This window comes from Pseudomonas putida (assembly GCF_028682635.1).
In the GTDB taxonomy this organism is placed as follows: domain Bacteria; phylum Pseudomonadota; class Gammaproteobacteria; order Pseudomonadales; family Pseudomonadaceae; genus Aquipseudomonas; species Aquipseudomonas putida_AE.
Window position 1 is genome coordinate 52,613 of the sequence record NZ_JANHLK010000017.1, and the last position, 21,565, is coordinate 74,177.

Genomic DNA, 21,565 nt, shown 5'->3' on the forward strand with positions numbered 1-21,565 from the left:
CAAGACCGTGGGTGACGACAGGAAACATGTTCCGAAAGCCAGTGCAAAAGCTGAGGATGCAAGCAAACTACGTTTCATTTCTGTGCCCCTGGTTTATTTTTATGGGCCGAGTATGTGATTGCGTTGATGGCTGGGCAAACGAGTATATTTAACCCCCGCTTGAATTTTTATAACGTCGCGAGCAAGCATGATTCAAAGATCGCTACCCCCCCTGTCGACGCTGAAAGTCTTCGAATCCGCTGCGCGATTGCGCAGCTTCAAAGGCGCTGCGGAGGAACTGAGCCTGACCCAGTCGGCGATCAGTCACCAGATCGCTTCGCTTGAGCGTTACCTTGGGACGGCGCTCTTTTGCCGATTGCCCGGCCGGGTAGAGCTTAATGAAAAGGGCGAACTGTACTTTCCGGTGATCCAGGATGCGCTGGATCGCATCGCGCTCACCACCGACCTCATCCGTGAGAAGCAGACACAGACGGCCTTGACCGTGCAGGTCTATGTCACCGTGGCCGTGCGCTGGCTCATCCCGAGGCTCCAGGCATTCAAGGAAGCCTCGCCCGGGATTGCGGTCAGCCTGGATGCCAGCCTGCTGGATTGGGAGTTCAATCCAGCTCGCGCCGATGTAGGGATCATCTACACGCGCACGCCTGATCGACCGAACCTTGCGTACACGTTGTTGAAGCAGGAGCGGCTGGTGGCAGTTTGCTCAAAGGACGTTGCCAAGGTGATAACCACACCAGAGGACCTGCGCCAGGTTCCGTTGCTGGCGATATCGGGCACCAATGAAGATTCGTTGATGTGGGCGCAGAGCATCGGTCTTCCCGACCTTGTGCAAAAGAACGCGCCACGATTCGACAGCAGTTTGCTGGCGATTGAAGCGGCCATCAGCGGACAGGGCGTGGTGGTGGTTCCCGAATTCCTGGTGGAGGCCGATCTGCGTACGGGCAGCCTGGTCATACCGGTGCAGACGCAGGTGATGCAGGCCGGAGGTTGGTACCTGGCGCATGTGCAACGCCGGGGCCAGGAGCCGCCGATCCGCTGTTTCCTTGAGTGGATACAGTCGGTGTAGGAGCCGGCTTCCTGCGGGCGGCGTTCCGACGATGGCGGTTTGTCAGGCGACATTTGTGTCGTTTGTAGCTCCGCTTTCGCTGGCAAGCCAGCTCCTACAAGGGCGCTTTTGCCTTGCGTTTGGGGGTGCCCGCCGGTTTGCGCTTGGCCGGCTTGCGCTTGTTTTTCCACGGCGTCGCACCGCGCCCCGCAGGGCTGGCAGGACCGCTGATGGTCAGGCTCAGGCCGGCGCAGCGGCTGACTTGTTTGCTCATCCAGGCCGCCTGCTTGGTGACGAACTCGTCCAGGCTCATTTCGCCGCTCTGCACCATGTCCAGGGCTTGCTCCCAGATGGCCGTGGTGCCGGGGTCGGCGATGGCGCGCGGGACCGCGTCGATCAGGCTGAACGCGGCCGGGGTCGCCGCCAGCGCCTTGCCGTTCTTGATCAGGTAGCCACGGTCGAGCAGGCCCTGGATGATCGAGGCGCGGGTCGCTTCGGTGCCGATGCCGGTGGTGTCCTTGAGCTTTTGCTTGAGCAAGGGATCTTCCACCAGTTTGGCGACGTTTTTCATGGCCTTGATCAGGTCGCCCTCGGTGAACGGCTTGGGCGGTTGCGTCCAGAGGTCCTTGAGTAGCACGTCGGCCACCGCGCAATCGAGCCCTTCCCGCAGGCTGGGCAGGGTTTGCGGGGCGGGGGCCTCGCGGCCCTTGGCCGGTGCGAGGGCTTCGGGCAGGGCGCGTTTCCAGCCCGGTTCGACGATTTGCTTGCCCACGGCGCGCAAGGCCTCGCCGGCGCAATCGAAGTCGGCCTGGGTGCGGTCGAACTCGTGATTGGGCAGGAACTGCGCCAGGTAACGGGCGCGGATCAAGGTGTAGACCGCGCGCTGCTTGCCCATCAGGCGATCGAGGTTTTTCGCCGCGGCGGTGGGGATGATGCCGTGGTGCGCGCTCACCTTGGCATCGTTCCAGGCCCGTGAACGGCGCTGGGGTTCCAGGTAGTCGTGCAAGACGTTCAGTGCCGGGTCGGCCTGGCGCAGCGCCGTGAGGATGCCCGGTGCTTCGCTGTGCTGGCTGAGGGGCAGGTAGCCGCAGTCGCTGCGCGGGTAGGTGATGACCTTGTGGGTTTCGTAGAGCGCCTGGGCGATGTCGAGGGTTTCCTGGGCTCCGAGGCCGAGCTTTTTCGAGCAGACTTCCTGCAAGGTGCCGAGATCGAAGGGCAGCGGCGCCACTTCGCGCATCCGCTCGGTCCGCAGCTTGACCACCCTGGCGCTGGCGGCGGTGCGCATGGCCTCTGCCGCCCGTTGCGCCAGGGCCTGGTTGAGGCAGCGGTCCTGGTCGTCGCACACGTCGGAGGCGGCCCGCCATTGGGCGGTGAAGGTGCTGCCGTCGTGCAGCAACTGCACCTCGACAGCCCAGTAGGGCACGGGCACGAAGTCGGCAATGCTGCGGTCGCGATCCACTACCAGGCGCAAGGTAGGCGTCTGCACCCGGCCGACCGGCAGCACGCCCTGATAACCGGATTGGCGTCCCAGCAAGGTGAACAGCCGGCTCATGTTCATGCCGATCAGCCAGTCGGCCCGGGAGCGTCCCAGTGCCGAATGATAAAGGCTGAAGGTCTGCGCACCGGGCCTGAGTGCGGCGAGGGCCTTGCGGATCGAGGCATCGTCCAGCGCCGACAGCCACAACCGCTGGATCGGCCCGCGATAGCGGCAATGTTCCACCAGTTCCCGGGCGATCATTTCGCCCTCACGGTCGGCGTCCGTGGCAATCACCAGCTCGGACGCTTCGCCGAGCAGGCGCTTGACCGCCTTGTACTGGCTGGCGGTGCGCGGCTTGACGGTCATTTTCCATTTGTCGGGAATGATCGGCAGGTCGGCCAGCACCCAGCGCTTGTAGCGCGCGTCATAGGCATCCGGGGGCGCAGTTTCCAGCAGGTGGCCGATGCACCAGGTTACCGTGACGTCCGTTCCCAGCCAGCAGCCGTCACCGCGCCGCCGCGCGCCGAGCACGGCCGCAATGTCTTTGGCCTGGGAAGGTTTTTCACAGAGGTACAGCCGCATAACCACCATCGTCGATCAGTGTCCGGGAGGAGCACAGGATGGCGGGAGTCGGGCGCGAGAGCAATCTTTATCTGTATGGATGTACAGCAAAAGCGTTGCGCGTGGTTACCCAACCGGATGAATCCGTTCGGCTGCGCAGTCGTCGCGGGTCCGCAACTTGGGTTATACCTGATAAACCGAGATTTCCGGGGCGTTGTGCAGCCCTGCTGTTACAGGTCCATCACCGTGAGAGGTGCGCATTCCATGAAAAGCTCCGGTCCCAGCCCTGTCATCACCATCGCCGAGCAGCCCGGCTGCCTGTTGGTGAAGTTTCACGGCTTTCAAGTGGCAGCGTCCGCTCGTGCGCTGGTGCTGCTGGAAGCCAATTACCCTCCGGTGTACTACGTGCCGCGTGAGGACATCGACGAAAAGTATTACGCCCGTACCGACCACACCAGCTATTGCCCGTACAAGGGCGATGCCAGTTATTTCAGTTTGCAGGTGCCGGGACATGAGGGCGCCAATGCGGTGTGGAGCTATGAGAACCCCAAGGTGTCGGTCAGGCAGATCCAGGAGTATGTGGCGTTCTATCCGGATCAGGTGACGTTTGAGTTGATTGATATTGATGAGTGAGTTCGTGGGCAAGGCGGAGAAGGCGGTCTTGAATTTTTTGCTGGTCTTTCGGGCCCCATCGCTGGCAAGCCAGCTCCTACAGTGGGATCGGGTGTAGCCGTGGGAGATTGTGCGGATGTGAGGGCGTTTTCGCTGGCAAGCCAGCTCCTACAGTGGATGGGGTGCGGCCGTAGCGGCTATAGGTCCGCCTTCGCCGGCAGTTGGTTCCTGCAGGCGAAGGCTCATTGAGGGTTTACATCAGTTTTTATCAAGGTCGACGTTACGCGTCTCACGCAGGCACAGCAGCCCCACCACCAGGCTCACCCCGGTGATCACCACCGGATACCACAGCCCGTAGAAGATATCGCCGGTATAGACCACCAGGGCAAACGACACCGTCGGCAGGAACCCGCCGAACCAGCCGTTGCCGATGTGGTAGGGAAGGGACATCGAGGTGTAGCGGATGCGGGTCGGGAACAGTTCGACCATCAGCGCCGCCAGCGGGCCGTAGCACATGGCGGAGATGATGATCAGGGCGACGATCAGCGCCACGATCATCGGCTTGTTGATTTGCTGCATGTCGGCCTGTTGCGGGTAACCGGCCAGGGTCACCGCGCCACGCAGGGCCGCTTCGTCGAAACCGTCGATCTTCACGTCACCGACACTAACCTGCACGCCACTGCCGGCCGGGGCCGCTTCGCTTTGATACGGCAGGCCCTGCTTGACCAGGAAGGTCTTGACCTTGTCGCAGGGGCTGTCGAATTTCGCCTTGCCTACCGGGTCGAACTGGAAGGTGCAGGTGGCCGGGTCTGCCAGCACGGTGATCGGGGCCTGGCGGCTGGCCTGGTCGATAGCCGGGTTGGCGTAGTGGGCCAGGGTCTTGAAGATCGGGAAGTACAACGCCGTGGCGAGCAGCAGGCCGAGCATCAGCACCGGTTTGCGCCCGACCTTGTCCGACAGCCAGCCGAAGAAAATGAAGAAGGGCGCGCCGATGGTCACACTGACGATCAGCAGCCCGTTGGCCACGGCGGGGTCCATTTTCAGGAATTGGGTGAGGAAGAACAGCACATAGAACTGCGCCGCGTAGAAGGTCACCGCTTGCCCGGCGTTGATGCTGAACAGGGCGATCAGGACCACCTTGAGGTTTTCCCACTTACCGAAGGAGTCGCGGATCGGCGACTTGCAGAGCTTGCCTTCCTCTTTCATTTTCACGAACGCAGGCGACTCGTGCAGGCTCAGGCGAATCCAGGTCGAGATGCCCAGCAGGATGATCGAGAACAGGAACGGAATGCGCCAGCCCCAGACTTCGAACTGATCGCCCGTGAAGTACCGGCAGCCGAGTACCACCAGCAGCGACAGCAACAGGCCCAGGGTGGCGGTGGACTGGATCCAGCTCGTGTGGAATCCGCGTTTGCCCATTGGCGCGTGTTCTGCCACGTAGGTCGCGGCACCGCCGTACTCACCCCCCAGTGCCAGGCCCTGGAGCATGCGCAGCACCACGAGGATGATCGGCGCGGCGATGCCGATGCTCGCGTAGGTGGGCAGCAAGCCGACGCAGAAGGTGGCCAGGCCCATGAGCACGATGGTGGCGAGGAAGGTGTACTTGCGCCCGATCATGTCCCCCAACCGGCCGAACACCAGGGCACCGAACGGCCTGACGATGAAACCGGCGGCAAACGCCATCAGGGCGAAGATGAACGCCGTGGTGTCGTTGACCCCGGCGAAGAACTGCTTGCTGATCACCGCCGCGAGGGCGCCGTAGAGGAAGAAGTCATACCACTCGAAGACCGTCCCGAGCGACGAGGCGAAGATGACTTTCTGGGTTTCCTGGCTGGTGCCCGCGCTGCGCACGGCTTCCAGGGGTTGAACGTGTTCTGACATATCGGTATCCCTCACAGTGATTGTTTTTGTTGTTCCACTGTCGGCGCCGGCCTTGTGGGCGGGTGCCGCTACTGTCGATGCGGGTGTACGCGTTCCCTGTGGGAGCCGGCCTGCCGGCGATGGCGGCGAATCAGGCGACATTGACGTTGACTGATCCACCGTAATCGCCAGCAAGCCGGCTCCTACATGTCCGTGTGAGTGCGTTCAGGCGTTTGTGACCAGTTCCTCTGTCTCGGTGATGCTCCTTGTGGCGGGGTTAAGGATCAGTTGTGCGGCTTTCTCCGCGATCATCAGCGTAGGCGAACAGGTGTTGCCCGAGGTGATGCGCGGCATGATCGAGGCGTCGGCGATGCGCAGGCCGGGGATGCCGTGCACGCGCAGTTCGGCATCGACCACCGCGTCCGCGTCATTGCCCATGCGGCAGGTGCCGACGGGATGGAAGATGGTGGTGCCGATCCGCGCGGCGGCTTCATGCAGCTGTTCTTCGGTTTGCAGGCTGTCGCCGGGCAGGTACTCGACCGGCTTGAACGCCTTCAGGGCCGGCGCGGCGACGATGCGCCGGGTCAGGCGAATGGCGTCGGCGGCGACGCGCAAGTCCTCGGGATGGCTGAGATAATTGGGCTGGATCAGGGGCGCCTGCTGCGGGTTGGCTGACTGGATCTCCACCCGACCCCGGCTTTGCGGGCGCAGGTCGCAGACCGAGGCGGTAAACGCCGGGAAGGCATGCAGCGGTTCACCGAAACGCTCCAGCGACAGCGGTTGCACGTGGTACTCCAGATTGGCCGAAGTCTGCTCCGGCCCGGAACGGGCGAAGGCCCCCAGTTGACTCGGCGCCATGGACAACGGGCCGCTGCGGTCATACAGGTAGCGCAGGCCCATGCCCATCTTGCCCCACAGGCTGCCCGCGATCTGGTTCAGGGTGCGGGCGTTTTCCAGTTTGTAGATCAGGCGCAGTTGCAGGTGATCCTGCAGGTTGCCGCCAACGCCGGGCAGTTCATGCGCGACGCCGATGCCCAGGCGCTGCAACAGCGGGCGCGGACCGATGCCGGAACGTTGCAGGATGCTCGGTGAGCCGACGGAACCTGCGCACAGGATGATTTCCTTGCGCGCCTTGAAGGTTTTCGCCTGACCTTGCCAACGGGCGCTGACCGCCGACGCGCGAGCGTTTTCCAACAACACGCGATCGACCTCGACGCCAGTCAGCACCGTCAGGTTGGGGCGCTGGCGAATCGGCTTGAGGAACGCCTTGGCGGCATTCCAGCGGATGCCTGCTTTCTGGTTGACCTGGAAGTAGCCACAGCCTTCGTTGTCGCCCTGGTTGAAGTCGTCGATGCGGGCGATGCCGCTCTGCTCGGCGGCGCTCTGGAAGGCATCGAGGATCGGCCAGGACAGGCGCTGGCGTTCCACCCGCCAGTCGCCGCTGGCGCCGTGAAAATCTGATTCGCCGGCAAAATGGTTTTCGCTTTTCTTGAACAACGGCAGCACGTCTTGCCAGCGCCAGCCGGGGTTGCCCTCGGCCGCCCAGCCATCGTAGTCGCCGGCCTGACCGCGCATGTAGATCATGCCGTTGATCGACGAGCAGCCACCGAGGACCTTGCCGCGTGGGTAACTCAGGGTGCGGCCTTGCAGGCCGGGTTGCGCCTCGGTCTTGAAGCACCAGTCGGTGCGTGGGTTGCCGATGCAGAACAGGTAGCCCACCGGGATGTGGATCCACGCATAGTTGTCGCGACCGCCGGCTTCGAGCAGCAAGACGCGGTGTTGCGGGTTGGCCGACAGGCGATTGGCCAGCAGACAACCGGCGGGACCGGCCCCGACCACGATGTAGTCGTATTCATCAAGGGAAGCGTGCATCCCTGACCTCGCTTGTTGTTCTTGTTGGAGTTCATCCTAGTTGTTAGCTTTCGTTTAAAGAATGTTAGTTTTTACCCAGCTGCTGTGCGTTTTTAAACAACGCTGACCAAAGGATGGACGATGTTCGACTGGAATGACCTGCGCTTCTTTCTCGAGCTCCAGCGTAGCGGGCGTTTGCTCACCGCCGCGCGCCGCTTGAACACCACCCATGCCACCGTGGCGCGGCACATCGAGGCCATTGAAAAGAGCCTTGGCACGGCACTGTTCGTGCAGCATGCCCAGGGTTACGAGCTGACCCCGGCCGGCGAAGCCTTGCTCAAGCACGCCGAGGCCATGGAGAACGTCGCGCTGCTGGCGCAGGAAGAAATCACCCAGTCCACGGCGCCGCTGGGCAAGATCCGCGTGGGGGTGACGGAAGGGCTGGGCATCATGTTCCTCGCCAGCCGCATGAACGGCCTGTTCGAGCGTTACCCGGGGCTGGAAGTGGAGCTGGTGGCGGTGCCGCGTTTCGTCAGCATCCTCAACCGCGAGGCGGAAATCAGCATCCACCTGGAGCGCCCGGCCGCCGACATGCTGGTCACGCGCAAACTGGCCGACTATCGCCTGGCGCTCTACGCCAGCCAGGAATACCTCGATCGTTCGCCGCCGCTGCGCAATCGCGAAGACCTGGGGCGGCATGCCTGGATCGGCTACGTCGACGACTTGCTGTTCAGCCAGGAGCTGATGTTCCTCAACAGCTTCTGCCGCAACCCCCGGGTGGTCTTCCACAGCACCAGCGTCATCGCCCAGCAACAGGCGGCGCGCGCGGGCCTGGGCATCGCCGTGCTGCCGTGCTACATGGCCAGCGCCGATTCCGCGCTGGTGCCGTTGTTCCCCCAGGAGAGCATCCTGCGCAGCTACTGGATCAGCACCCGCCGCGAGCTGCACAAATCGGTGCGGCTGCGGGTGATGTGGGATTACGTGGTGGAGTTGTGCGAGCGGGAGCAGGAATTGTTGCTGGGGCCCAATCCCCCTCACGGCGGGTGAAGATCCTGTCACTTGCGGGCTGGACTCGATCCATTGTGGGAGCTGGCCTGCCGGCGATGGCGGTCTTGAACATTGCGTTGATCTTTCGGGCGCCATCGCCGGCAGGCCAGCTCCCACAGTAGATCGGGTGTAGCTTTGAGGGGGCGTCCGAAAGAGCAGCGCAGGGTTCAGTAGCGCATCTCAGCCCAGTATTTCAAACGCCGTACTGGCCAGCCGCTCCCCATTCACCAGCACATGCACTGCGTGCTTGCCCGCGTAATGCCGGCGGGTGGTGAGTTCCTTGATGTGCTGGCCACGGGCGATGGCGTGTGTGGCGTTGCCCGGCAGCGTCAGGGCCTTGAGCTTGAAGACTTTGGCCGAGGTGCTGCCGTTGGCCTTGACGTAATCGATGGCGTAGTCGATCACCAGACGCTGGCTGGTGTGGACCGTGGACTTGACCGCAAAGGACAGGGTGATCTTTTCTCCGAGGCCAATTACCGGCGGATTGACCTGCACGTCGATGATCTGCACTTCAGGCTTGCCGCCGGCACCTATGATTGCCAGCGCACGCAGGTTGCCCTGTTTGATCAGGCTGCGCAGGGCATGCCTGGCGATCCACGCGGTGTGCGGGTTGTCCAGCGACCAGCCCTCGATCAGCTCCAGCACCCACTCGGGATGGTCCTTGGTGATGTCGTTGAGGTGGTTGGCCACCGATTTGCGCACGTAAAGGCTGGGGTCGGCCTTTAGATTATCGAGGATGCCGGCGGCCAGGCGCGGGTCGGCCTGGATCTGCTCCAGGCGAAAGGACCACGGCAGGCGTGGCCGGCTACCTTCGCTGGCGAGGCGCCGGACATGTTCGTTGGCGTCCAGCGACCAGTCATGCATCAGCTGCAGCGAGCGCTGCAGATCGGCGCGCAGGAAATGGCGGATGGCGAATTCCGAGGAGCCGAACGCGGTGAAGTACTTGAGCGCCTCCATCGACAGTTCGAACCGGTCCGCGCCATAGGTCGCCACGTACTGCGGCAGGCACATGCTGACAAAGCCGCTGTTGAGGCGCGGGGCGAGGGCGCGCAAGAGCCCCAGCGACGCTTCATAACCGGCTGGCAGTACCGCGTGCAGGCATTCGCTGACGCGGGCCATGCGCTGCATCACTGACAGCTCGGCCAGGCCGTCGTTGGCCAGTTTGAGGAATTCTTTGGCATCGAAGCCGGGATACACCGCCGTCATCTCGGCGGCGATGTGCCGCAGGCGTTCGGCGTTGAAGATTTCCTTGAGCGCGGGGGAGGCGGTATCGCCAGCCATGGTGTGATCCCTGTGATTGTGGTTTATCGCGTAGAGGCCAGGTTCATCTCAACCGTTCTTCGCCTGCTCTTCCAGCTGGTCCGACTCGAACAGCCGTGCCAATTCCGCCCGCGCTTCCTGCGCCGTCTGCTTGACCTTCACCGCGTCGTCGTAGATCGCATGCTGGGCTTCGAGCACCTGCTCGTCGTGATGCTTGAACCGCTTGATCCGTGCATCGGCCTGCTCGGGGGTCAGCCCCAGGCCGATCAAGGTCTGCCGACTCATTTCTAGACTGGAGTAGAAGGTTTCGCGCACCGCGTGAGCGCCCAGGTCCACCAGGCGATGCACATGCTGGCGGTTGCGCGCGCGGGCAATGATCTTGATGTGCGGATAGAGCTTGTGCACGAGCTCAGCGGTCTTGATGTTGGTGTCCGGGTCGTCGGTGGCGATGATGAAGAATTCGGCATCGCCGACCTTGGCCGCGTTGAGGATTTCAGGGCGCATCGGGTCGCCGTAGTACACCGGCACGCCGCCGAAGCTGCGCGACAGTTCGATGGTTTCAACCGAGGTGTCGAGCGCCACGAACTTGATGTTCTGGGCCCGCAGGATACGCGCAACGATCTGCCCCATGCGGCCCATGCCGGCGATCACCACCCGGGGTTCATCGGCATCGATTTCGCGAAATTGCTCCGGCACTGCCACCGGTTGTACCTTGGGGCTGGCCAGGCGGGCGCACAGCAGCAGCAACAGTGGGGTCATCGCCATCGACAGGGTGATCGCCAGCACCAGCAAGTCGTACAGGCGCGGATCGAACAAGCCATGGTCACGGCCGATCTTGAACACCACGAAGGCAAACTCGCCACCGGCGGCCAGCACGATGCCCAGGCGAATGGCGCTGATCCGGTTCAAACCGCCAGCCAGCTTGCCCACGATGAACAGCAACGGCAGCTTGACGGCGATCAGCAGCAGGGTCAGTCCCAGCACCACGATGGGCTCGCTCAGCAGCAGGCTGAGGTTGGCGCCCATGCCGACACTCATGAAGAAAAGCCCCAGCAGCAGGCCCTTGAAGGGTTCGATCTGCGCTTCCAGTTCGTGGCGATACTCGGAGTCCGCCAGCAGCAGGCCCGCAAGGAAGGCACCGAGGGCCATGGAAATGCCGGCCAGGTCCATCAGCCAGGCGGTGCCCATCACCACCAGCAACGCAGTCGCGGTGGACACTTCCGGCAAGCCGCTCTTGGCCACCACGCGGAACACCGGACGCAGCAGGTAGCGTCCGCCGACTACCACGATGGCGATGCTGATCAATACGCGCAGGCCCTGGTTCACATCGTCGGCCGCGCTGACGTTTTCAGCGCTGCCCGCCAGCAGCGGCACCATGGCAATCAGCGGAATCGCGGCGATGTCCTGGAACAGCAGGATCGCGAACGCCAGACGCCCGTGGGGGCTGGTCAGTTCCTTGCGTTCGGCCAGGCTCTGCAGGCCGAAGGCGGTGGACGACAGGGCCAGCCCGAGGCCCAGCACGATCGAGGTGTTCAGGGGTTGCCCAAACACATACAGGGCCAACGCGCCCAGCAGCGCTCCGGTCAGCAGCACCTGCGCCAAGCCGACGCCGAACACCGCCTTGCGCATCACCCACAAGCGGCGTGGCGACAACTCAAGACCGATGATGAACAGCAGCAACACCACGCCAAGTTCCGAGATGTGCGCAACGCTTTCCGTATTGCCGATCAGGCCCAGGCCCGAGGGGCCGATGATCACCCCGGCAAACAGATAACCCAGCACCGCGCCCAGTTGCAGGCGCTTGGCCAGGGGAACGGTGAGTACGGCCGCGAGCAGGAATACGACTGCGGCTTGCAACAGACTGCCTTCATGGGGCATGAGAAAAACTCCATCAACTCGGTACGGCGGTCGACAAGGATAAAGGCTGGTCTTGGGTCAACGCTATCGCAGGAGGGAAGTTTTGCGCGGGCAATGCCGCGCCGCTACAACAATTCGCCCAGGTTCCAGAGCCGTACCAGCTCAGCAGGAGCCTGGTCTTCCGGGACCTTCATCACCATTTGGTCATCCTGATCGCCTTCGCGGTAGCGCAGTTCGATCTGGTAAAAGCGCTGGTCGCCCCCGCCAGCGACCGGGCTGGCCAGCGGCAGGCAACCTTCCAGCAGCACACAGATGCGCGAGCGTTCCTCGATATTGCATTGCGCGAATGCAATCTCCCGGGGCCGAGTCGTGGCCTGGATCGCGGCAAAGCCGCCCTGGCGAGAGAGGCGCACAACCGCCCGGTCGTCCAGTGTTGGCAGGGTTTTCATGGTTCCTCCTGTGTCGAATCGACACCCACCTGCGACCAGCCATGCTGCACCGCCAGGGCTTCCCTGGCCGTGAAGCGCCGCCGCGCATGCTCCACGGTCAGTTCTGCAAAGGCGCTGAACGACGCCTCGCGGACCAAGCGCTTGTCGCACAGGGCGTCATACCAGATCAGCCCGGCCTTTTCCCAGGCAAAGCCGCCCAAACCCTTGGCGGCAAGGTAAAACGCCCGGTTGGGTATGCCTGAATTGATGTGCACGCCGCCATTGTCCTCCTGGGTGATGACGAATTTGCGCATGTGATCCGGTTGCGGGTCCTTGCCCAGCAGCGGGTCGTCGTAGGCGGTACCCGGGTGGGCCATCGAGCGCAAACCGATGCCCTTGATGCGCGGTGTCAGCAAATCCGCGCCGATCAGCCAGTCCGCCTGCTCGGCGGTCTGCTGCAGTAGATATTGCTTGGTCAGCACGCCAAACACGTCCGACAGCGATTCGTTCAATGCCCCGGACTGGTCGGCATACACCAGGCCCGCTTCACTCTCGACCACGCCGTGGGTCAGCTCGTGCGCAACCACGTCGAGGGAGCGGGTGAAGCGTTCGAAGATCTCGCCATCGCCGTCGCCGAAGACCATCTGCGAGCCGTTCCAGAAGGCGTTTTCGTAGTCCTGGCCATAATGCACGCTGCCGATAAGAGCAAAACCCTTGTTGTCGATCGAATCCCGGCCCAGCACCTTCCAGAAGAAATCGTAGCTGGCTCCCAAGGCGTCGTAAGCTTCATCGACCGCCGGATCGCCGCTCGCTGCCTGGCCTTCAAGGCGTACCGGCATGCCGGGCAAGAGCATCTTGCCCTGGACATCATGCACGCTGCGCTGTGCCTGGCCAGGTTTGCCGGGGGCTGGCAGGATCGCGGCAGCAGCAGTGCGCACCGGTGGGCCAGGCGGGTGCCACAGGGTGCGCACGTGGGCCAGCGTGCTCATGGCGCTGGAACGCTGGCGTTCAGAGCCGTGCGCGACGATACGATGCAGAATGTACGGCGGAATGAAACTGCGCAGATCGTTCATCAGAGCATCCTTTCTGAGCGCGAAATCGATACTTATTCTGAGCGGAACGGGCTCTTGCGGTTCCGCCGGTTGCCATCCGCGGCGGATTCTGCGAAAACCTGCGTCCGCGCCCGCAAGTCCAGGGCACTGTAGATGAGTTAAGAACATGAACGACGAACTGCAAATCATTGATCTTGAGCCGGGTGACGGCAAGGCCGCCGTCAAAGGCGCGCTGATCACCACCCAATACCGTGGCTGGCTGGAAGACGGTAGCGAATTCGACTCTTCCTACAGTCGAGGCAAGCCGTTCCAGTGCGTGATCGGCACCGGGCGGGTGATCAAGGGCTGGGACCAGGGCCTGATGGGCATGCAGGTCGGTGGCAAGCGCAAACTGCTGGTGCCGGCGCACCTGGCCTACGGCGAGCGCACGATGGGCAGGATCACGCCTAATTCGAACCTGATTTTCGAAATCGAGTTGCTGGAAGTGCTGACGCGGGATGATGGATGAGGCATAAAAAAACGCCGCCTTCGAATTCGAGGGCGGCGTTTTTTATGGCAGGGGGGGCGTCAGGTCAGACCTTGACGATCCAGCCGGCTGGCGCTTCGACGTCGCCGGTTTGCACGCCGGTCAGCTCTTTGTAGAGCTTCTGGGTGATCGGGCCGACTTCGGTTTCGCTGTGGAACACGTGCAGGTGGTCGTTGTAGCTGATGCCGCCGATCGGCGTGATCACGGCAGCCGTACCGCAAGCGCCGGCTTCCTTGAAGTCCGACAGCTTGTCGATGAACACGTCACCTTCGATCACTTCCAGGCCCAGGCGCGACTTGGCCAGCTCGATCAGCGACAGGCGGGTGATGCCCGGCAGCACCGACGGCGAGTTCGGGGTCACGAACTTGTTGTCGTGGGTGATCCCGAAGAAGTTGGCCGAACCGACTTCCTCGATCTTGGTGTGGGTCATCGGATCCAGGTAGATGGCGTCGGCGAAGTGGGCTTTCTTGGCCTGGGAACCTGGCATCAGGCTGGCGGCGTAGTTGCCACCGACCTTGGCCGCACCGGTGCCTTGTGGCGCGGCGCGGTCGTAGCTGGAGATCAGGAAGTTATGCGGGGTGAGGCCGCCCTTGAAGTAGGCGCCGACCGGGATGCAGAAGATCGAGAAGATGAACTCGGGGGCGGTACGCACGCCGATGTTGTCACCCACGCCGATCACGAACGGACGCAGGTACAGCGCGCCGCCGGTGCCGTAAGGCGGGATGAAACGCTCGTTGGCGCGGACCACTTCCTTGCACGCTTCGATGAACTGCTCGGTGGACACTTGCGGCATCAGCAGGCGCGCGCAGCTGCGTTGCATGCGTGCGGCGTTCTGGTCCGGGCGGAACAGGTTGATCGAACCGTCCTTGCAACGATAGGCCTTCAGGCCTTCGAAGCATTGCTGGCCATAGTGAAGGGCCGTGGAGCCTTCGCTGATGTGCAGCACATTGTCTTCTGTCAGGGTGCCCTTGTCCCACTCGCCATTACGCCAGTTCGACAGATAGCGCTTGTCGGTCTTGATGTAGTCAAAACCCAGCTTGTCCCAATTGATGCTTTCGTTACCCATGACACCCTCTATCACTTAACAACCGCCGAAACGGTTCAATGTTTCTGACGTTTTCTGGATGGGGACAACAATACTTCATTCCGGGCCCATTTCGCAGCCCGGACTATCGGATGACAGGCAGATAAATCGGGTTGGCCTCAAGAAATCGCCAGCAGGCTGGCTCCCACAGGGGAACGCATTGCAAATGTGGGAGCCAGCCTGCTGGCGATGGGGCCATCCCTGCCGCCATCAATTTTTCCGAATCACAGGTGCAGCGCATGCCCCAAGGCACGCAACGCCGCTTCCTGAACGGCTTCGCCCAAGGTCGGATGCGCATGGATGGTGCCACCAATGTCTTCCAGCCGCGCGCCCATTTCCAGGCTTTGCGCGAACGCCGTGGACAACTCGGAGACGCCGACACCCACTGCCTGCCAGCCGACAATCACATGATTATCCCGACGAGCGACCACGCGCACGAAGCCGCTTCTGGACTCCAGTGTCATCGCCCGGCCATTGGCGGCGAACGGGAAGTTCGAGACGATGCAGTCCAGGCCAGCGGCCTTGGCGTCGTCCGGGGTCTGGCCGACCACCACCAGTTCCGGGTCGGTAAAGCACACGGCGGCGATGGCGGTGGGGTTGAATTCGCGGTGCTTGCCGCTGATCAGCTCAGCCACCATCTCGCCCTGGGCCATGGCCCGGTGGGCGAGCATCGGTTCGCCACTGAGGTCGCCGATGGCATACACGTTGCGCATGCTGGTCTGGCAGCGGTTGTCGATCTTGATCGACGCGCCGTTCATATCCAGGTTCAGCGCTTCGAGGTTCCAGCCCTGGGTGTTGGGTTTGCGACCGACGGCCACCAGCACCTGATCGGTTTCCAGGTTCAGGGTGTCGCCATTCGGGTCAAGAACTTGCAGGGTATTGGCTTGTGAATCAAAGGCTTGCACGCTGTGCTTCAAGTAAAGCTTCACGCCGAGCTTTTTCAGTTCGTCGTGCACGGGTTGGGTCAGTTCAGCGTCGTAGGCTGGCAGGATGCGCTCCTGGGCTTCGACCACGCTGACGTCGGCGCCGAGCTTGCGATAGGCAATGCCCAGCTCCAGGCCGATGTAGCCGCCACCCACCACGACCAGGCGTTTGGGCACCGACGTCGGAGCCAAGGCTTCGGTGGAGGAGATGATCGGCCCGCCAATCGGCAGCATCGGCAGGTTCACGCTTTTCGACCCGGTGGCGAGCACCAGGTGCTCGCACTGAACGCGCGTGTCGCCGATGTCGACGGTTTTGCCGTCGACAACCTTGGCCCAGCCTTGAATGACCTGGACCTTGTTCTTTTTCAGCAGGGCTGCGACGCCGGTGGTCAGGCGGTCGACGATGCCGTCCTTCCACTCGACGCTCTTGGTGATGTCGAGGGTCGGCGCCGCAACGCTGATGCCCAGGGCCGAATGCTGGCTATGGTTCTGCGTCTGGTGGAACTGTTCAGCGACGTGAATCAGCGCCTTGGACGGAATGCAGCCGATGTTCAGGCAGGTGCCGCCCAGGGATTGGCCTTCCACCAGAATGGTTGGAATGCCCAGCTGGCCAGCACGGATCGCCGTCACATAACCGCCAGGGCCGCCGCCGATGATCAGCAGCGTGGTGTTCAGAGTTTGCATGATGCTCTCCAACAAAAATCAGTCCACAAACAAGGTGGCGGGTTGTTCGAGCAGGCCACGCACGGCCTGGATGAATTGCGCCGCGTCCATGCCGTCGACCACCCGGTGATCGAAGGAGCTGGAGAGGTTCATCATCTTGCGGATCACGATCTGGCCTTTGATCACCATCGGCCGTTCGACGATCTTGTTCACGCCGACGATCGCCACTTCCGGCAGGTTCAGCACCGGGGTGCTGACGATGCCGCCCAACGCGCCGAGGCTGGTCAGGGTGATGGACGAGCCGGAGAGTTCATCGCGGCTGGCCTTGCCGTTACGGGCAGCCGTGGCCAGACGGGAGATTTCCTGGGCGCTGTCCCACAGGCTGCGGGCTTCGGCGTGACGCACCACCGGCACCATCAAGCCGATATCCGCCTGGGTGGCAATGCCGACATGCACCGCGCCGAGGCGGGTGATGACCTGGGCTTCGTCGTCGTAGCGGGCGTTGATCTGCGGGAAATCCCGCAGGGCGACGACCAGGGCGCGGACCAGGAACGGCAGCAAGGTCAGCTTGCCGCGGCTGGCCCCGTGTTTTTCGTTGAGGTGCGCGCGCAGTTCTTCCACGGCAGTCACGTCGATTTCCTCGACATAACTGAAGTGTGCGGCACGCTGGGTGGCGTCCTGCATGCGCTGGGCGATCTTGCGGCGCATGCCGATCACCGGGATCTGTTCTTCGTCAGTGCGCTGGCTGTAAGCGCTGCTGACGGTCGACGCATTGGACTGACCCTGAGCCAGATAGGCATCGAGGTCTTCGTGCAGCACCCGACCGGCAGGGCCAGTGCCACGGACCAGACGCAACTGGATACCGAGGTCCAGCGCATGCTTGCGCACGGCGGGAGAGGCCAGCGGACGCTCATCGGCTTCGCGGGCGACCATCGGGCCCTGGCAGACGGCAGCTTTCGGCGCTGGGGCAGCGACCGGTTTGGTTTCCACCACGGTTTCGACTTTCGGCGCAGCAACTGGCGCTTCTTTAACCGGAGCCGGTTGCGCGGACTCTTTAACGTTGCCCGCGCCTTCGACTTCAATGCTGATCAGCACACTGCCGACCGCCATCACTTCACCGGGCTGGCCGCCCAGGGCGATGACCTTGCCATGCACCGGCGACGGAATATCCACCATCGCCTTGTCGGTCATGACATCGGCCAGTACCTGGTCCTCGACGACCATGTCGCCGACCTTGACGTGCCAAACCGACAATTCAACTTCTGCAATGCCTTCGCCAATGTCCGGCATTTTAATGACGTGCGTGCCCATTCAGACCTCCATGACCCGTTTCAAAGCCGCGCCCACTCGGGACGGGCCAGGGAAATACGCCCACTCTTGCGCGTGCGGGTAGGGGGTGTCCCAGCCGGTGACGCGTTCGATTGGCGCTTCCAGGTGGTGGAAGCAGTGCTCCTGCACCAGCGACACCAGTTCGGCGCCGAAACCGCAGGTACGGGTGGCTTCGTGAACCACCACGCAGCGGCCGGTTTTCTTCACCGACTTGACGATGGTCTCCAGGTCCAGCGGCCACAGGCTGCGCAGGTCGATCACTTCGGCGTCGATGCCGGTTTCTTCAGCGGCGACTTGCGAGACGTACACGGTGGTGCCGTAGGTCAGGATGGTCACGTCCTTGCCCGGACGGGTGATGGCGGCGACGTCCAGCGGCACTGTGTAGTAGCCGTCCGGTACTTGTGCGGCCGGGTGTTTCGACCACGGGGTCACCGGGCGGTCGTGGTGGCCGTCGAACGGGCCGTTGTACAGGCGCTTGGGCTCGAGGAAAATCACCGGGTCATCGTTTTCGATGGAGGCGATCAGCAAGCCCTTGGCGTCGTAGGGGTTGGACGGCATGACGGTGCGCAGGCCGCAAACCTGGGTGAACATCGCCTCGATGCTCTGGCTGTGGGTCTGGCCACCGTAGATGCCACCGCCGCAGGGCATGCGCAGGGTCATCGGTGCGGTGAATTCGCCGGCCGAGCGATAACGCAGGCGCGCGGCTTCGGAAATGATCTGGTCGGACGCCGGGTACACATAGTCGGCGAACTGGATCTCGGCCACCGGACGCAGGCCATAGGCACCCATGCCCACGGCCACGCCGACGATGCCGCTTTCGGAGATCGGCGCGTCGAACACGCGGGAGGTGCCGTATTTGGTCTGCAGGCCTTCGGTGCAGCGGAACACGCCGCCGAAGTAGCCGACGTCCTGGCCGAAGACCACGACGTTGTCGTCACGTTCAAGCATCACATCCATGGCCGAGCGCAGGGCCTGGATCATGGTCATGGTGGTTGTGGTCATGGCGGTTTCCAGCTCGATATTGTTGTTGTGATCGTTCATGTCAGATCCCCAACTCTTGACGCTGGCGCTTCAAGTGCTCCGGCATCTCTTTATAGACGTCCTCGAACATGGTCGCGGCGCTTGGAATCTGGCCGCCGGCGAGGGTGCCGAATTTCTCGGCTTCTTTCTGTGCGGCGATCACTTCGGCTTCCAGTTCGGCGCTGACGGCGGCGTGTTCCTCTTCGGACCACTGGCCGACCTTGATCAGGTGCTGCTTGAGGCGCGCGATCGGGTCGCCCAACGGGAAGTGGCTCCAGTCGTCGGCAGGACGGTATTTCGAAGGATCGTCCGAGGTGGAGTGCGGGCCGGCGCGGTAGGTGACCCACTCGATCATGGTCGGGCCGAGGTTGCGGCGCGCACGTTCGGCGGCCCAGGCGGAAGCGGCGTAGACCGCGTAGAAATCGTTGCCATCGACTCGCAGCGAGGCGATGCCGCAACCGACGCCACGACCGGCGAACGTGGTGGCTTCACCACCGGCGATGGCCTGGAAGGTGGAGATCGCCCACTGGTTGTTGACCACGTTGAGGATCACCGGCGCGCGGTACACGTGGGCGAAGGTCAGGGCGGTATGGAAGTCCGACTCGGCGGTGGCGCCGTCGCCGATCCAGGCCGAGGCGATCTTGGTGTCGCCCTTGATCGCCGAGGCCATGCCCCAGCCCACAGCCTGGACGAACTGGGTGGCGAGGTTGCCGGAAATGGTAAAGAAACCGGCCTCTTTCACCGAGTACATGATCGGCAACTGACGGCCTTTGAGCGGATCGCGCTCGTTGGACAGCAGTTGGCAGATCAGGTCCACCAGCGGCACGTCACGGGCCATGAGGATGCTTTGCTGGCGGTAGGTCGGGAAGCACATGTCGTCGATGTTCAGGGCCAGGGCCTGGGCGCTGCCGATGGCTTCTTCGCCGAGGCTCTGCATGTAGAACGACATTTTCTTCTGACGCTGGGCGACCACCATGCGGTTGTCGTAGATCCGCGTCTTGAGCATGGCGCGCATGCCCTTGCGCAGGATCTCCACCGGCACGCCGTCGGCCCACGGCCCCAAGGCGTTGCCCTGGTCGTCGAGCACGCGAATCAGGCCACGGGCCAGGTCAGCCGTGTCAGCCGGTTCAACGTCAACAGGGGGTTTGCGCATCGTGCCGGCGTCGGTCAGGTGCAGGTAGGAGAAGTCGGTTTTACAGCCGGGACGGCCCGAGGGTTCGGGAACGTGCAGGCGAAGCGGTTCGTACGCTTGGGTCATGGCTTCTACGCTCGATCTTGTGAATTTCTTGTAGTGAGCTGACAGATTTCGTTCTGTGGAAGAAATCTTGTCCTACAACAATCATAGGCCCGGCCAAGAAGAATATTTCTCTCTGTTTCATTGCGCTCAAGATCATTTGCAGATAAAAAATCTGCATAAACATAAAAAACAGGTGTTTTTGTCTCATGCGCAAACTGGACCGTACCGATATCGGCATTCTCAACAGCCTTCAGGAGAACGCACGCATCACCAACGCCGACCTGGCACGCTCGGTCAACCTGTCGCCGACGCCGTGTTTCAACCGGGTCAAGGCGATGGAGGAACTGGGGCTGATTCGTGAGCAGGTGACCCTGCTGGATGCCGACTTGCTAGGGCTGCACGTCAATGTGTTCATCCATGTCAGCCTGGAAAAACAGGTGGAGGAGGCGTTGCAGCATTTCGAAGAGGCCATCTCCGATCGCCCGGAAGTGATGGAGTGTTATCTGATGGCTGGCGATCCGGATTACTTGATCCGGGTGCTGGTGCCGACCATTCAGTCGCTGGAGCGCTTCATGATGGACTTCCTGACCAAGGTGCCGGGGGTGGCGAACATCCGGTCGAGCTTTGCGCTCAAGCAGGTGCGGTACAAGACGGCGCTGCCGTTGCCTGCCAATGGCTTGACCTTGAATAATTGAAGCTCCTGTAGGAGCAGCCGGTCGACGCTCGATTGCTCGCGATGGAGGTCAACGATGACGTGGGGAGCCTGACCCCCCGCGGTGTTCTCAGGTTTTTCGCGAGCAAGCTCGCTCCCACAGGTCAGAATTTATTCAGGGGAATCTTCAGGTAAGTCACGCCATTGTCTTCCGCCGGCGGCAGATTCCCCGCCCGCACATTCACCTGGATCGCCGGCAGCAGCAGCGTCGGCATGCCCAACCCGGCATCGCGGCGGGTGCGCATGTCGACGAAGGCGGCTTCGTCGATGCCGTCGCGCACGTGGATGTTGCTTTTGCGTTGCTCGCCCACGGTGGTCATGCAGTGCGGTTCACGGCCCTCGGGCGGGTAGTCGTGGCAGACGTAGAGGCGCACGCTGGCGGGGAAGGCCAGCAGCTTGTGGATCGAGGCGAACATCTGGTGGGCGTCGCCGCCGGGAAAGTCACAGCGGGCGGTGCCGACGTCCGGCATGAACAGGGTATCGCCGACCAGGATCAGGTCGTTGCCGATCAGGTAGGCCATGTCCGCCGGGGTATGGCCCGGCACATGCAGGGCAGTGGCCTTGAGGTTGCCGATGCGGAAGGACTCGTCCGGGGCGAACAGGTGATCGAACTGTGAACCGTCGATGCAAAACTCCGGCTCAAGGTTGAACAGGGTCTTGAACACGCCCTGTACCTTGCAGATCGACTGGCCTATGGCGATCTTGCCCCCCAGTTCCCGCCGCAGGTAGGGCGCGGCGGACAGGTGATCGGCGTGGGCGTGGGTTTCCAGCAGCCATTGCACCTGCAGGCGGTGCTCGCGCACGAAAGCGATGATCCGGTCGGCCTGTTGGGTGCCGGTGCGTCCGGCTGCCGGGGTGTAGTCGAGCACCGGGTCGACGATCGCACACTGCCCGCCGTCATCTTCGTAGATCACGTAGCTGTAGGTGGACGAGGCATCGTCGAAAAAGGCTTCAATCAGGGCAGGCATGTGGATTGTTTCTTTAGAGGTAAGTCATGAGGGTAGTTTCATTTTCCCTGCGCTGA

At 62.6% G+C, this 21,565-nt stretch carries 18 protein-coding genes; 5 read left to right on the forward strand and 13 right to left on the reverse strand.

The window, feature by feature from the left end:
- Positions 1-187: 187 nt before the first annotated feature.
- On the forward strand, positions 188-1,063 hold the full coding sequence (locus NPS56_RS20445) for a LysR substrate-binding domain-containing protein (RefSeq protein WP_274076292.1): 876 nt from the start codon (positions 188-190) through the stop codon (positions 1,061-1,063).
- Between the two features lie 94 nt (positions 1,064-1,157).
- Here the strand turns inward: NPS56_RS20445 and NPS56_RS20450 are convergent, their stop codons facing one another.
- Complete coding sequence (locus NPS56_RS20450) at positions 1,158-3,101, reverse strand: DNA topoisomerase III (RefSeq protein WP_274076293.1); 1,944 nt, start codon at positions 3,099-3,101, stop codon at positions 1,158-1,160.
- Between the two features lie 243 nt (positions 3,102-3,344).
- Here NPS56_RS20450 and NPS56_RS20455 point away from each other — a divergent pair, with 243 nt between their 5' ends.
- Positions 3,345-3,713, forward strand: coding sequence for a DUF427 domain-containing protein (locus NPS56_RS20455; protein WP_272606185.1), 369 nt, complete (start codon positions 3,345-3,347; stop codon positions 3,711-3,713).
- 237 nt (positions 3,714-3,950) lie between these two features.
- On the opposite strand, the gene NPS56_RS20460 is transcribed toward NPS56_RS20455, so the two are convergent.
- Complete coding sequence (locus NPS56_RS20460; RefSeq protein ID WP_274076294.1) at positions 3,951-5,573, reverse strand: MFS transporter; 1,623 nt, start codon at positions 5,571-5,573, stop codon at positions 3,951-3,953.
- 204 nt (positions 5,574-5,777) lie between these two features.
- Entirely contained in the window at positions 5,778-7,424 is a 1,647-nt protein-coding gene (locus tag NPS56_RS20465) for a GMC family oxidoreductase (protein WP_274076295.1), read from the reverse strand.
- 120 nt (positions 7,425-7,544) lie between these two features.
- On the opposite strand from NPS56_RS20465, the gene NPS56_RS20470 reads away from it, so the two are divergent.
- Positions 7,545-8,450, forward strand: a complete 906-nt coding sequence (locus NPS56_RS20470) for a LysR family transcriptional regulator (RefSeq protein WP_274076296.1) — start codon at positions 7,545-7,547, stop codon at positions 8,448-8,450.
- A gap of 180 nt (positions 8,451-8,630) precedes the next feature.
- Here the strand turns inward: NPS56_RS20470 and NPS56_RS20475 are convergent, their stop codons facing one another.
- The 4 genes from NPS56_RS20475 to NPS56_RS20490 all read right to left on the reverse strand — a co-directional run bounded on the left by NPS56_RS20475 (position 8,631) and on the right by NPS56_RS20490 (position 13,068).
- Positions 8,631-9,731 carry a DNA alkylation repair protein gene (locus NPS56_RS20475; protein WP_274076297.1) on the reverse strand — a complete coding sequence of 367 codons (1,101 nt, stop codon included), beginning with the start codon at positions 9,729-9,731 and terminating at the stop codon, positions 8,631-8,633.
- A gap of 48 nt (positions 9,732-9,779) precedes the next feature.
- Positions 9,780-11,588, reverse strand: a complete 1,809-nt coding sequence (locus tag NPS56_RS20480) for a monovalent cation:proton antiporter-2 (CPA2) family protein (RefSeq protein ID WP_274076298.1) — start codon at positions 11,586-11,588, stop codon at positions 9,780-9,782.
- A gap of 104 nt (positions 11,589-11,692) precedes the next feature.
- Positions 11,693-12,016, reverse strand: a complete 324-nt coding sequence (locus NPS56_RS20485) for a protealysin inhibitor emfourin (protein ID WP_274076299.1) — start codon at positions 12,014-12,016, stop codon at positions 11,693-11,695.
- Positions 12,013-13,068 carry a M4 family metallopeptidase gene (locus NPS56_RS20490; protein WP_274076300.1) on the reverse strand — a complete coding sequence of 352 codons (1,056 nt, stop codon included), beginning with the start codon at positions 13,066-13,068 and terminating at the stop codon, positions 12,013-12,015. The genes NPS56_RS20485 and NPS56_RS20490 overlap by 4 nt, the downstream gene beginning before the upstream one ends.
- Positions 13,069-13,213: 145 nt before the next feature.
- On the opposite strand from NPS56_RS20490, the gene NPS56_RS20495 reads away from it, so the two are divergent.
- A complete protein-coding gene (locus NPS56_RS20495) occupies positions 13,214-13,555 on the forward strand; it encodes an FKBP-type peptidyl-prolyl cis-trans isomerase (RefSeq protein WP_274076301.1) in 342 nt (113 codons plus the stop codon).
- A 64-nt stretch (positions 13,556-13,619) separates the two neighbouring features.
- On the opposite strand, the gene NPS56_RS20500 is transcribed toward NPS56_RS20495, so the two are convergent.
- The 5 genes from NPS56_RS20500 to NPS56_RS20520 form a co-directional block, all read right to left on the reverse strand.
- The gene (locus tag NPS56_RS20500; protein WP_274076302.1) at positions 13,620-14,639 is read right to left on the reverse strand and encodes a branched-chain amino acid aminotransferase; all 1,020 of its coding nucleotides are present in this window, start codon (positions 14,637-14,639) and stop codon (positions 13,620-13,622) included.
- 242 nt (positions 14,640-14,881) lie between these two features.
- Entirely contained in the window at positions 14,882-16,264 is a 1,383-nt protein-coding gene (gene lpdA / locus NPS56_RS20505) for a dihydrolipoyl dehydrogenase (protein WP_274076303.1), read from the reverse strand.
- Positions 16,265-16,282: 18 nt separating this feature from the next.
- Entirely contained in the window at positions 16,283-17,554 is a 1,272-nt protein-coding gene (locus tag NPS56_RS20510; protein ID WP_274076304.1) for a dihydrolipoamide acetyltransferase family protein, read from the reverse strand.
- Positions 17,555-18,613 carry an alpha-ketoacid dehydrogenase subunit beta gene (locus tag NPS56_RS20515; protein WP_274076305.1) on the reverse strand — a complete coding sequence of 353 codons (1,059 nt, stop codon included), beginning with the start codon at positions 18,611-18,613 and terminating at the stop codon, positions 17,555-17,557. It abuts the gene before it with no gap.
- Position 18,614: 1 nt separating this feature from the next.
- On the reverse strand, positions 18,615-19,850 hold the full coding sequence (locus tag NPS56_RS20520) for a 3-methyl-2-oxobutanoate dehydrogenase (2-methylpropanoyl-transferring) subunit alpha (RefSeq protein ID WP_274076306.1): 1,236 nt from the start codon (positions 19,848-19,850) through the stop codon (positions 18,615-18,617).
- Between the two features lie 185 nt (positions 19,851-20,035).
- Here NPS56_RS20520 and bkdR point away from each other — a divergent pair, with 185 nt between their 5' ends.
- Complete coding sequence (gene bkdR, locus NPS56_RS20525) at positions 20,036-20,524, forward strand: Bkd operon transcriptional regulator BkdR (protein ID WP_008005367.1); 489 nt, start codon at positions 20,036-20,038, stop codon at positions 20,522-20,524.
- A 121-nt stretch (positions 20,525-20,645) separates the two neighbouring features.
- On the opposite strand, the gene NPS56_RS20530 is transcribed toward bkdR, so the two are convergent.
- Positions 20,646-21,509: an MBL fold metallo-hydrolase gene (locus NPS56_RS20530; RefSeq protein ID WP_274076307.1), complete on the reverse strand. Its 864-nt coding sequence runs from the start codon at positions 21,507-21,509 to the stop codon at positions 20,646-20,648.
- Positions 21,510-21,565 lie beyond the last annotated feature (56 nt).